This is a genomic window from Agrobacterium sp. AGB01, from assembly GCF_014851585.1.
In the GTDB taxonomy this organism is placed as follows: domain Bacteria; phylum Pseudomonadota; class Alphaproteobacteria; order Rhizobiales; family Rhizobiaceae; genus Agrobacterium.
On sequence record NZ_JACVAB010000006.1, the window covers coordinates 165,183 to 177,253 of the forward strand.

The window sequence follows — 12,071 nt, forward strand, 5'->3', positions numbered from 1 at the left end:
AATATTTGATATGACAGCGATCTCTGGAAGTGGGGTAAATCAGGAAATCGATGGCAAAACCACGCGGCGAAATGCACAACTACTCCAACTGTCTTGTCGTGCGACCAGCTCCCGGCCAAAAAAGCCGGGCACTTTTACAATATGGTGGTCTGACATTCCCGGCCGCTATCGGCCGCAACGGTCGCACCGTCCTGAAAAAAGAAGGCGACGGCAAAACACCCATTGCCAGCATGCGCATTCTGCACGGCTTCATCCGCGGCGACCGTCTTAAAAATGTCCGCTCGCCTTTGAACCTGAAACGGGTCCACAAAACCATGCTGTGGTGTGACGCACCCGACCATGCCTCTTATAACCGGCCGGTCTCTGCGCCCTTCAAGGCCAGCCATGAAGAATTGATGCGGCAGGATGGTCTCTACGATATCTGCATCGTTTTGGACTGGAATATTTCGACACGCAGTCGCAATCGCGGATCGGCTATATTTTTCCACCTCATCCGGCCCGGATATCAGCCAACGGCTGGCTGCATCGGGCTTAGCCTGCGTGACATGCAACGGTTACTGCCACATCTGCGCAAAGGCATGACGCTCAAGGTTATCTAGGGCCGGGATACAGACGTAAAAAAAACCCGCCATCACTGACGGGCTTTTTTAAAGACTGAAAAAGCTGGGATTATGCAGCTTCTTCCTGGGAATCGTCTGCGTCGCTTTCGTCTTCTTCAACGACTTTGCCGCGCTTTGGTCCCTTGTTGAGGTTGGTTTCAACCAGACGGACAGCTTCTGTTTCCGACATCTTGTTAACGGCAGCGATTTCGCGTGCCATGCGGTCAAGTGCGGCTTCATAAAGCTGGCGCTCGGAATAGGACTGTTCCGGCTGATTTTCAGCGCGGTACAGGTCGCGAACCACTTCTGCGATAGCGATCAGATCGCCTGAGTTGATCTTGGCATCGTATTCCTGGGCACGGCGGGACCACATGGTCCGCTTTACCTTCGCCTTGCCTTGAACAACCTTCAGCGCACGCTCAACGAAATCAGTCTCGGAAAGTTTGCGCATGCCAATGCTTACAGCTTTGGCAACAGGAACCTTAAGGCGCATCTTATCCTTTTCGAAGTCGATGACAAAAAGCTCAAGCTTCATGCCAGCCACTTCCTGCTCTTCAATAGCGGAAATGGTGCCGACTCCATGAGCGGGATATACAATCGCTTCGCCGGTCTTGAATCCGTGGCGCGCCGGAGATTTCTTCTGCTGGGTCGTCATTCGTTCTAAAAACTCCCTGTTACACACCCGGAGTTTTCTCCGGGTTCGGGTCGGTCAGGCCCGTATGAGACGGGGGAAACCGTCAGGTGACTCCATACTGATCCAATCCAGCACGCATAAAAAAACACCATCGCAATCGTAGATTCGATAACATAAAACTAGACTATGTCACGGAGACAACGTGCAAAATGATATTTGCTTTCGTGGCGGTTTCGGGCACGCAAAATGCCACTAAGTGGATCAGTTCTTTTGGTGTATCACAAAAATACGTGGAAATCAATAATTTGCTTCAATCGTGGCGAAGCGGCCACGCTTTTGGTGGCAATAAGGTGGCTTGGCCGTTAATTTCACACTGTCCACAGTGATGATTTTTCCGGCCTAAAGAGATTCGGACGCCCTTACAAACAAATTTTCAGTTTTTGGACATTTTTGCGAGATTCCGCCTCAAAACTATTCATATTTAGCGTCCATGATCGCGATTCGAAGGGCAAGAGGCCCAAAAAATCGCAAAACTGTATTGGATTCGTCGTCCGCACGGGGGAACACATGGTCTACAGGAACAATCCCAAGAAAGAAAAACAGCTCTCTCAGGCCAGTGAGGTTGCGAAATCACTGAAGAAGCCATTCCTCGACACCGCTCTTCTTTATGGGCGTGCAAGTGCAGACGACCTTGAAAACTATTCTGCCGCCATGTTGGCAGCAACCGCAGCCCATACCCATAATGAGTTAGCCAAATGGAACGGCAAGAAACCGCATGTCGACATCAGCCAGATTGATGGCGTTTCGCCAAAGGGCGTTCCTGTCTGCATTCTGACGGTCATCGATCGCAACATGCCGTTCCTTTATGATTCCATCATGGGGGAAGTCACCAGCAACCACCGCGATCTCTATCTGGCGGTTCACCCTATTCTCGTGGCTGACAAGAAGGCCAGCGACAATTATCATCTGGCGGCAGGCGATAGCGACCCTGCAGACAGTATCAGTCTAATCCAACTGCATATCGCACCGATTGCCGCTCATGCAGCAGCCAATCTCATTGAACGGCTGCAAACCATCCTTGAACAGGTTCATTCCGCTTCCAACGACTGGAAGCCGATGCTGGCCAAACTCGACACGGCCATCAACGAGTTGGCAGAGCGAGGTTCGGACCGCCGCAAGGCCGAGCGCACAGAGGCTGTCGCTTTCCTTGAATGGCTGCGTGACAACAACTTCACTTTCCTTGGCATGCGCGACTATACCTATTCCGGCAAGGGCAAACATGCCAAGGTTGAACGCGGCGATGAAACCGGCCTCGGCATTCTGACCAATCCCGACGTGCGTGTGCTGCGCCTCGGCAAAGATGCCGTAACAACGACGCCAGAAATTCTGGCGTTCCTTGATGGCCCGGATTTCCTGATCATCACCAAGGCCAACGTAAAATCCGTTGTGCACCGCCGCGCCTATATGGACTATATCGGCGTGAAGCGTTTCGATGCTGACGGCAATGTCATTGGTGAACTGCGCATCGTCGGCCTGTTTACCGCAACCGCCTACACCCGCCAGGTCAAACACATTCCGCTTCTGCGCGCCAAAGCGGCAGCGGTCGAACGGCATTTCGGTTTCGATCAGAACAGCCACTCGGGCCGCATTCTGCAGAACACGCTGGAATCTTACCCACGTGACGATCTGTTCCAGATCGAAAACGATGTGATGGTTCGTTTCAGCGAACAGATCATGGATCTCATCGACAGACCGCGCGTGCGTGTCCTGCCGCGTATTGACCGTTTTGACCGTTTTGTATCGGTCATCGTGTTCGTACCACGTGAGGAATACAATTCGCTGGTTCGCGAAAAGATCGGTGCCTATCTCAGCCAGGTCTATGAAGGCCACGTTTCCGCTTATTATCCGGCCTTCCCGGAAGGTGCGGTGGCACGCGTTCACTTTATTATTGGCCGGACCGACGGCAAGACCCCACGCATTGCCCAGGACAAGCTGGAAGAGGCCGTCAGCGATATCGCAGCCCGCTGGATCGACCATTTCGACGCGCTGGGTGAAGCCGGTGCACCGACACTGGATGTCGATCAGGCCTATAAGGAAGCCTTCACACCGGAGGAAGCCTTTGGAGATATGACCGATATCATCGCCTGCGCGGCAGGTGATGCGATTCGTATCGAGTTCTATCGTGCAGCCGGCGAAGGGCAGGAACGTCTGTCCCTGAAGATCTTCCATCGCGACGGCCACCTGCCGCTGTCACGCCGCGTGCCTTTGCTGGAAAACCTTGGCTTCAGCGTCATCAGCGAACGCACATTCGACATCGGTGTCGTCAAGGATGACGAAAACCGCCATATCGTGCTGCATGACATGGAGCTTTCCATTCAGAACGGCATGACGATTGACCTCGACAAGCACGGCCAGCAACTTGAAGACGCATTTCTCGCTGCTTTCAGCGGCCAGGTCGACAACGACAACTTCAACCGCCTTGTGCTGGCAACCGGCCTGACAGTGCGCGAAGTCTCCGTTCTGCGTGCCTATGCGCGTTACCTACGCCAAACCGGCATTGTCTACGCTCAGGAGCACATTTCTGAGACGCTGTTCAAATATCCTCATATCGCCCGCGATATCTTTGAACTGTTCCGCCACGGCTTCGATCCGAAGCTGTCGGAAAAGAACCGCCCGCGCAAACTGTCTGAACTGCACAAGGCCATCGAAACCGGCTTGGCGCAGGTGCCAAGCATTGATGAAGACCGCACATTGCGCCGCTACGTCAATGCCATCGATTCCACACTGCGCACCAACTATTTCCAGAAGAATGAAGACGGCACGCCAAAGGCAATGCTGGCCTTCAAGTTCGATCCGCAATTGCTGGATGGTCTGCCGGACCCGCGTCCGTTCCGCGAAATCTTCGTGTACGGCACGGAAGTCGAGGGTGTTCACCTGCGCTTCGGTAAAGTCGCACGCGGTGGTCTGCGCTGGTCGGATCGCGGCCAGGATTACCGCACCGAAGTTCTCGGTCTGGTCAAGGCACAGCAGGTCAAGAACGCCGTGATCGTTCCGGTTGGTGCCAAGGGCGGCTTCTTCCCGAAGACCCTGCCAGTTGGTGGCAGCCGTGATGAAATCTTCAACGCCGGTCGTGAAGCCTACAAGACCTATATCCGCACGCTTCTGTCCATCACCGACAATATTGTAGGCGACGACATTATAGCACCGGCCGATACGCTGCGGCTTGATGGTGACGATCCGTATTTTGTGGTGGCAGCCGACAAGGGCACGGCCACCTTCTCCGATACGGCAAACGGTCTGGCCCAGGACGCCGGTTTCTGGCTGGATGACGCCTTTGCCTCGGGTGGTTCCGCCGGTTACGACCATAAGAAGATGGGCATTACCGCGCGCGGCGCATGGGAAACGGTGAAACGCCACTTCCGTGAAATGAATATCGATATCCAGACGACACCGTTCACCGTTGCCGGTGTGGGTGACATGTCCGGTGACGTGTTCGGCAACGGCATGCTGCTGTCGGAGAAAATCCGCTTGATCGCGGCATTCGACCATCGTGACATCATTATCGATCCGAATCCGGACACCGATGTTTCCTTCGCCGAAAGAAAGCGCCTGTTCGATCTGCCGCGCTCCAGCTGGCAGGATTACAATCGCGCCACGTTGTCCAAAGGTGCGATGATTATTTCGCGTGCGGAAAAATCTGTGACGCTGACACCGGAAGCCGTCGCGGCAATCGGCATCGACAAGGCCGTGGCAACACCGGCTGAAATCATGACCGCGATCTTGAAATCGCCTGTGGACCTGATGTGGTTTGGCGGTATCGGCACCTACATCAAGGCAGCCGCGGAAACCAATACTGAAGTCGGTGACCGCAGCAATGATGCCATTCGCATCAATGCTGGCGAGGTTCTTGCCAAGGTAATCGGTGAAGGCGCCAACCTCGGTGTCACCCAGAAGGGCCGTATCGCCTATGCATTGACCGGTGGCCGATGCAACTCTGACGCCATCGACAACTCGGCCGGCGTTAACTCCTCTGACGTTGAGGTGAACATCAAGATCGCCCTTTCACCGGCGGTCAAGGACGGCAGACTGCCCATCAACAAGCGCAACCAACTGCTGTCTTCGATGACCAGTGAAGTGGCCTCGTTGGTCCTGCGCAACAACTACCTGCAATCGCTGGCCATCTCGCTTGCCGAACGCAAGGGGCTGGAAAACCGCGAAGAACTGGGGCGCCTGATGAGCGCACTGGAAGCGGCCGGCAAACTGAACCGCAAGGTGGAAACCCTGCCGAATGACGCGGAGTTCACCGAGCGTTACACCGCCGGAAAACTGCTGACCCGTCCGGAAATCGGCGTCCTGCTGTCCTATGCCAAGTTGACACTGTTCGATACGCTGGTGGCCAGCAATCTGCCTGACGACACCTATCTGCAGCATCTGCTGGTTTCCTACTTCCCGGCAAAAATGCAGAAGAACTACGCTGGCGACATCGAAGCCCATCGTCTGCGCCGTGAAATCATCGCAACGGTACTCGCCAACGATGTTGTCAATCGTGGCGGCCCGGGCTTTGTGCAGAAACTATGCGATGCCAGCGGTTTGCTTGCCGCTGATGTGGTGAAAGCCGCAATCATCGTGCAGGACGGTTTTGGTCTTGACCGGTTGTGGAACGCAATCGACAAGCTCGACAATGCTCTGCCGGGCGACATCCAGAACGGTCTCTATGCTCGTGTCTCGCAGATTTTCCTGGATGCGACACGGCTGTTCCTGCAGACCCAAACAATGGATGACCGCTCGATGGGCGATGACATTGCCCGTCTCAAGGATGCGATCAAGAGCCTGCAGCCGCTGCTCGTCAAGCGTTTGCCATCGGCGGATGTTCTGGAAGAAAACGGCGTGCCGACAGAACTGGAGAAAGAACTCTCCGTCCTCGCACATCTGGTCTTCACACCGGAAATCATGCAGATCACGGAACGTGCCGGCACCACGCTGACGCGTGCGGCAGAAAGCTATGCTTCCGTGTCGACGACCTTCCGTGTGACAAGACTGCTGGAAGCAAGCAGCCGTATCATCACCGGCGACCACTACGAAAGCCTCGCCCTGTCACGTGGACAGGACCTGATTGCCTCGTCACGCCGCCGCATCGTCATCTCGGCGCTGACTGCATATCCCAAGGAAAAAGATCCGGTGCAGGCATGGTACGCGGCTGACCGCGTACGCGTGAACCGTATTGCCTCGGAACTTTCCAGCCTGACGGATACCAGTGAACTTAATCTGGCACGGTTGACGGTGGCAGCCAGCCTGCTGTCCGATATCGCGCAGGACAAGGTCTAAAAAACAACCATGCCCGGCTCCGACGCCATGGCGGAGCCGGGCATCTTTCAGTACTGAAGAGACGTACAGTTATCTGATCCCTTGCTAAAACGGGGCTGCCTTTGACCGAGACTTCGATTGAGACAGCCGTCAGCAAACGCGGCATTCGCGGATGGATTATGTTTGACTGGGCAGCCCAGCCCTTTTTTACGGTTGTCACCACCTTTATCTTCGGACCCTATTTCGTATCGCGCCTGACAAGCGACCCGGTTTCCGCGCAGGCCATGTGGAGCAATACGGCGACCATCTCGTCGATCATTATTGCCATCCTGTCGCCGGTTCTCGGTTCTATTGCCGACCAGTCCGGCGCGCGAAAACCATGGATCGCCTTTTTTGCGACAATCAAGATCGCCAGCCTGTTCATGCTGTGGTTTGCTGCCCCCGGATCGCCCATCCTGTGGCCAGTGCTGTTTATGATTCTCGCCTCGATTGCCGCAGAGTTTTCAATCGTCTTCAACGATTCAATGATGCCGAGGCTGGTACCCTCACGCGAAATCGGCAGGCTTTCGAATATCGCCTGGGGGCTGGGTTATCTCGGTGGCATGGTTGTTCTGATCGGCGTGGTGGCGTTGCTGGCCGCCGACCCACAAAAAGGCACCACGATCATTGGTGTGCAGCCACTATTCGGGCTCGATCCGCAACAAGGCGAAGACGCCCGGATAACAGGTCCCATCTCGGCCGTCTGGTATCTAATTTTTGTCATACCCATGTTTCTGTTTACGCCAGATGCTCCCAAAGGTCTGGCATTTAAAACAGCGATCCGCGAAGGCATTTACGAATTGCGTGGCACCTTGCAGGAACTGCGCAACAGACCTTCCCTGACCCGCTTTCTGATTGCACGGATGATCTATCAGGACGGCGTAAACGGACTGCTGATCTTGGGTGGGGTTTTCGCCGCCGGCATGTTCGGCTGGGCAACCATGGAAATCGGCATTTACGGCATCATCCTCAATGTCGTAGCGATTTTTGGATGCATGATTGCCAGCTCTCTCGATAGCCGTATCGGCTCCCGAACAACCATCCTGATCAGCCTCATATTGCTGCTTGTGGCAACGCTGGGCATCGTTTCAACGGAAAGGGGTTCGACCCTGTTTGGACTGCTGCAATTGTCGCAGGACGACAATGGCGGGATTTTCGCCACGGGGGCCGAGAAGGCATATCTGCTGTTCGGCATTCTGATTGGTTTTGCCTTTGGTCCGGTACAGGCCTCGTCACGTTCCTATCTGGCAAGGAATGTCGCGCTGTCGGAAGCTGGCCGATATTTCGGCATCTATGCTCTTACAGGTCGTGCCACCAGTTTCATGGCCACCCTGCTTTTCTCAATCGTAACCTATGCCACGGGCTCTGCGCACCTTGGCATGGCGACGTTGCTGATCTTTTTGGTAGCCGGGCTACTACTGATGTTGCGCGTTCCCGACACAATCAAAACAGCCCACTAAAACGAAACTGCGGATGAGGAATATGAGGCACCTCCCAATGCCTCATATTGCCGCTTATTCAGTGGTCTAAGCGATCCAGACGGTGCTGGATAACTTTCAACTGTGCTTTCAGATCATCGATTTCCGATGCACCAAGTCTTGGTTCACGATCGCTGGCTGGTTTGGTTGCCAGAAATGGTGAAAAAGCCTGAAGGTTCTGCCGAAAATTTTCTGTATTGCGACGCACCTGTTCATCCACGGCCGGAACCGGAATATCCTTGGCAAGCGGTGTGTTACCGAAAGTGCGGTTCACCTGATCGCGAATCTGTACCTGCTGTTCCGAAAAAGACCGGAGTGACTGGTCAAGGAATGCCGGAACGAGCGTCTGCATTTGATCGCCGTAATAGGAAATCAGCTTGCGCAGGAACGATACGGGCAGCAGCGAATTTTCAGTTTTCGCTTCCTGCTCGAAAATGATCTGCGTCAGAACGGTGTGGGTAATGTCTTGAGATGTCCGAGCATCAAGAACCTTGAACTGCTCTTCCCGCCGGACCATCTGGGCCAGATCGTCAAGCGTTACATAGGTGCTTGTGCCGGTATTGTATAAACGCCGATTGGCGTATTTCTTGATGATTATCTCATCACTGATGCGCTTCGCCATTCTCGCCTCCTCACGATATAGCAAATTATGAATCTATGGTGTTTCATGCTCTCCCGGCGGCAAGTGTAAGCGCAAATGTGACGCTATGACAACAGAATTGTGCGTCGCAATAGCATAATGTGCAGTGCAGTCATGCCGATTGCTTCTCAAAGCCTGCGTGAACAACATTTGACTTGGCTGATATGCTTTGCCAGTCTGCCGCCCTCTCAAGAGGAGACAGAGCATGACTTCCCCGTCCATCGTCATCGCCAGCGCTGCGCGCACTGCGGTTGGCTCATTCAATGGCAGTTTTGCCAACACACCAGCCCATGAACTGGGCGCAGCGGTCATAAAGGCCGTTCTACAACGGGCAAATGTCGAAGCATCCGAGGTCGACGAAGTCATTCTTGGCCAGATACTCACCGCCGGCGCCGGACAGAACCCTGCACGTCAGGCCGCCATGAGCGCGGGTATCCCTCAGGAGGCGACCGCCTTTGGCATCAACCAGCTGTGTGGCTCCGGCCTGCGTGCGGTCGCACTTGGCATGCAGCAGATTGTTGCCGGTGACGCTCAGATCATCGTGGCTGGTGGTCAGGAATCGATGTCGAGGGCGCCACATTGCGCGCATTTGCGCGGTGGCGTAAAAATGGGTGACTTCAAGATGGTTGATACCATGCTGAAGGACGGCCTGATCGATGCCTTCCACGGTTACCACATGGGCATCACCGCTGAAAATATTGCCCGCCAGTGGCATTTGTCGCGCGAGGTTCAAGACAGTTTTGCTGTAGCATCGCAGAATAAAGCAGAGGCCGCTCAAGCCGCCGGCCGTTTTGACGACGAGATCGTGCCCTTCACCATCCAGAGCCGCAAGGCTGAGATCATCGTCGACAAGGACGAATATATCAGGGCGGGCTCCACCATCGAACTGCTCGAAAAACTGAAACCAGCCTTCGACAAGGACGGTACTGTCACCGCCGGGAACGCCTCCGGGCTCAACGATGGCGCAGCGGCCGTTCTGCTGATGACGGAAAATGCAGCTCAGCAACGTGATATCCGTCCCCTGGCACGTATTGTTTCATGGGCAACCGCCGGTGTCGATCCGAGCATCATGGGAACAGGGCCGATCCCGGCCTCTCGCAAGGCGCTTGCAAAGGCGGGATGGTCGACGTCGGACTTGGGCCTGGTAGAAGCGAATGAAGCATTTGCCGCTCAATCTTGCGCAGTCGTCAGGGATCTGGAACTCGATCCGGCCATCGTCAATGTCAACGGCGGCGCTATTGCGATTGGCCACCCAATCGGTGCTTCCGGTGCCCGTGTTCTCAATACGCTGCTGTTTGAGATGAAGCGCCGTAACGTCCGCAAGGGAATGGCGACCCTTTGTATTGGCGGCGGTATGGGTATCGCCATGTGTATTGAGGCTATGTGAGTAAAACCAGTTTAAACGGCCACAACCTGTCGTTTCATCGCCTGTGGAATTACAAATATCGCGCATTAATAACTGCGGCATTTTGTCGCAGTTATTAGAGAACTGAAAATAAGAATACTAAAATTTTCACGCTCTCGGAATTCACTAAGTAAATGAAAATACGATAAATTTTATCAAGTTTAGAATGAATCTAATTTACTCGGAAAACAATTTAGCGATGCTTTTTCTTGACAATAAGCATCCTGTTTTGCTTTAAGTGCAAAAACAATATGTTGCGTAGTACGGTCTAACTTCACCATGCTGGTTTGTAGCTGCAATTATATCACTGACCACGACATCCGGGACGTCATTAACGAGCTCCTGGACGAAGACTGTTGGCAGCTTATCGTTCCTGCAAAAGTGTACCACGCGATGGAAAAACGGGGTCGCTGCTGCGGCTGTTTTCCGACCGTCGTAGACCTTATCATCAAGACAACCGAAGAATACCACGCCCGTCACCACTCGACGGAAGCCGAAGTTTTTGATTTCATGTCCCGCCTGAGACAGTTCCATGATGAAAACAGGAGAGCGGACATTGAAAGGCGACAAAAAAGTCATCGAGCGGCTTAACGAGGCACTGTTCCTCGAACTCGGTGCTGTAAACCAGTACTGGCTGCACTATCGCCTTCTTGACGACTGGGGCTACACCAAGCTCGCAAAGAAGGAACGCGCTGAATCCATCGAAGAGATGCAGCACGCCGACAAGATCATCAACCGCATCATCTTCCTTGAAGGTCATCCGAACCTGCAGACCGTTGCACCGCTGCGCATTGGCCAGAACGTCAAGGAAGTGCTGGAAGCTGATCTGGCTGGCGAATACGACGCACGCACATCCTACAAAAAGTCGCGTGACATCTGTTATGAGGTCGGTGACTACGTATCGATGAAGCTGTTCGAAGAGCTGCTGATCGATGAAGAAGGTCACATCGACTTCCTCGAAACCCAGCTTGAGCTTCTCGGAAAGATTGGCGAAGAAAAATACGGTCAGCTCAATGCTGATTCCGCCGACGCCGCTGAATAAGCGACAGGGATACGCAAGGCTTGTGCCTCACAAACGAAAGCCCCGGTTTTGCCGGGGCTTTTCATTTTACGGGTCTTTAAAACGATATTCAGCGCGCTCCGAAGATGGCCGACCCGACCCGCACACTGGTTGCGCCGAATTCGATCGCCGTTTCAAAATCGCCTGACATGCCCATGGAGAGCTTGTTTAAGCTACACTCCTTGGCAATTTTGGCCAGCAGCGCAAAATGTGGACCTGGGTTCTCATCGGCAGGCGGAATACACATCAGCCCTTCGACGGGCAGCTTCAGCTCATCGCGGCACAAAGCCACAAATGCAACAGTTTCCCGCGGATCAATACCCGCCTTCTGCGGCTCCAGCCCGGTATTGACCTGCACATAGAAGCGAAGTGTACGGCCCTGCTTCTGGCATTCGTCCGCCAGTGCCCGGGCAATCTTTTCCCGGTCAACGCTTTCGATCACGTCAAATAGCGCCACGGCATCGGCCGCCTTGTTCGATTGAAGAGGTCCGATCAGCCGCAGTTCAATATCAGCGGTTTCCTGCTTTAGATCAGGCCACTTGCCCTGCGCTTCCTGGACGCGGTTTTCACCGAAAATCCGCTGCCCGCACGCAATCACCGGCCTGATATCATCGGCATCGAATGTTTTCGACACCGCAACAAGTGCGACATCGCCAGTCTTGCGACCGGATTTCTTGGCCGTTGTTGTTATGCGGTTATTGACCTCTGCGAGGCGTGCTTCGATTTCCATGATGCCGCTTTCATTCCTGATAATACCAGCAATTACCTAGACGCCACACTATCGAAAGCCAAGCCGGTTTGTGCCCTTTGTGTGCCAATTGCAAAGTTTGAACGCCCTGTGATGCCGCCAAACTTGACGCACCGGCTGTTTCATGGTGAAGGTCAGCGCAATTTTCCCATGGATACCGGATT

At 54.2% G+C, this 12,071-nt stretch carries 9 protein-coding genes; 6 read left to right on the top strand and 3 right to left on the bottom strand.

What is annotated here, in order from left to right; all coding sequences use genetic code 11:
• Nucleotides 1–50: 50 nt before the first annotated feature.
• Nucleotides 51–599, top strand: a complete 549-nt coding sequence (locus IB237_RS19990) for a L,D-transpeptidase (protein ID WP_246788125.1) — start codon at nt 51–53, stop codon at nt 597–599.
• A 70-nt stretch (nt 600–669) separates the two neighbouring features.
• Here IB237_RS19990 and IB237_RS19995 read toward each other — a convergent pair whose 3' ends face one another.
• A complete protein-coding gene (locus IB237_RS19995; RefSeq protein WP_192490477.1) occupies nt 670–1,254 on the bottom strand; it encodes a CarD family transcriptional regulator in 585 nt (194 codons plus the stop codon).
• Between the two features lie 546 nt (nt 1,255–1,800).
• On the opposite strand from IB237_RS19995, the gene IB237_RS20000 reads away from it, so the two are divergent.
• Together IB237_RS20000 and IB237_RS20005 are read left to right on the top strand one after the other, a co-directional pair.
• Nucleotides 1,801–6,558, top strand: a complete 4,758-nt coding sequence (locus IB237_RS20000) for an NAD-glutamate dehydrogenase (RefSeq protein ID WP_192490478.1) — start codon at nt 1,801–1,803, stop codon at nt 6,556–6,558.
• A 158-nt stretch (nt 6,559–6,716) separates the two neighbouring features.
• On the top strand, nt 6,717–8,036 hold the full coding sequence (locus IB237_RS20005; protein WP_192490650.1) for an MFS transporter: 1,320 nt from the start codon (nt 6,717–6,719) through the stop codon (nt 8,034–8,036).
• A 58-nt stretch (nt 8,037–8,094) separates the two neighbouring features.
• On the opposite strand, the gene phaR is transcribed toward IB237_RS20005, so the two are convergent.
• A complete protein-coding gene (gene phaR, locus IB237_RS20010; RefSeq protein WP_192490479.1) occupies nt 8,095–8,676 on the bottom strand; it encodes a polyhydroxyalkanoate synthesis repressor PhaR in 582 nt (193 codons plus the stop codon).
• Nucleotides 8,677–8,899: 223 nt separating this feature from the next.
• Here phaR and IB237_RS20015 point away from each other — a divergent pair, with 223 nt between their 5' ends.
• The 3 genes from IB237_RS20015 to bfr all read left to right on the top strand — a co-directional run bounded on the left by IB237_RS20015 (nt 8,900) and on the right by bfr (nt 11,141).
• Nucleotides 8,900–10,081, top strand: coding sequence for an acetyl-CoA C-acetyltransferase (locus IB237_RS20015; protein WP_192490480.1), 1,182 nt, complete (start codon nt 8,900–8,902; stop codon nt 10,079–10,081).
• A 297-nt stretch (nt 10,082–10,378) separates the two neighbouring features.
• Complete coding sequence (locus IB237_RS20020) at nt 10,379–10,690, top strand: bacterioferritin-associated ferredoxin (protein WP_192490481.1); 312 nt, start codon at nt 10,379–10,381, stop codon at nt 10,688–10,690.
• Nucleotides 10,656–11,141, top strand: coding sequence for a bacterioferritin (bfr, locus tag IB237_RS20025; RefSeq protein WP_192490482.1), 486 nt, complete (start codon nt 10,656–10,658; stop codon nt 11,139–11,141). The genes IB237_RS20020 and bfr overlap by 35 nt, the downstream gene beginning before the upstream one ends.
• Before the next feature lie 88 nt (nt 11,142–11,229).
• On the opposite strand, the gene IB237_RS20030 is transcribed toward bfr, so the two are convergent.
• Entirely contained in the window at nt 11,230–11,889 is a 660-nt protein-coding gene (locus IB237_RS20030) for a YggS family pyridoxal phosphate-dependent enzyme (protein WP_192490483.1), read from the bottom strand.
• Nucleotides 11,890–12,071: the final 182 nt, after the last annotated feature.

Bases quoted from the DNA above. Each gene is read 5' to 3' on its own strand.
- IB237_RS19990 (WP_246788125.1), top strand. From the start codon at position 51: ATGGCAAAACCACGCGGCGAAATGCACAACTACTCCAACTGTCTTGTC.
- IB237_RS19995 (WP_192490477.1), bottom strand. From the start codon at position 1,254: ATGACGACCCAGCAGAAGAAATCTCCGGCGCGCCACGGATTCAAGACC.
- IB237_RS20000 (WP_192490478.1), top strand. From the start codon at position 1,801: ATGGTCTACAGGAACAATCCCAAGAAAGAAAAACAGCTCTCTCAGGCC.
- IB237_RS20005 (WP_192490650.1), top strand. From the start codon at position 6,717: ATGTTTGACTGGGCAGCCCAGCCCTTTTTTACGGTTGTCACCACCTTT.
- phaR (WP_192490479.1), bottom strand. From the start codon at position 8,676: ATGGCGAAGCGCATCAGTGATGAGATAATCATCAAGAAATACGCCAAT.
- IB237_RS20015 (WP_192490480.1), top strand. From the start codon at position 8,900: ATGACTTCCCCGTCCATCGTCATCGCCAGCGCTGCGCGCACTGCGGTT.
- IB237_RS20020 (WP_192490481.1), top strand. From the start codon at position 10,379: ATGCTGGTTTGTAGCTGCAATTATATCACTGACCACGACATCCGGGAC.
- IB237_RS20030 (WP_192490483.1), bottom strand. From the start codon at position 11,889: ATGGAAATCGAAGCACGCCTCGCAGAGGTCAATAACCGCATAACAACA.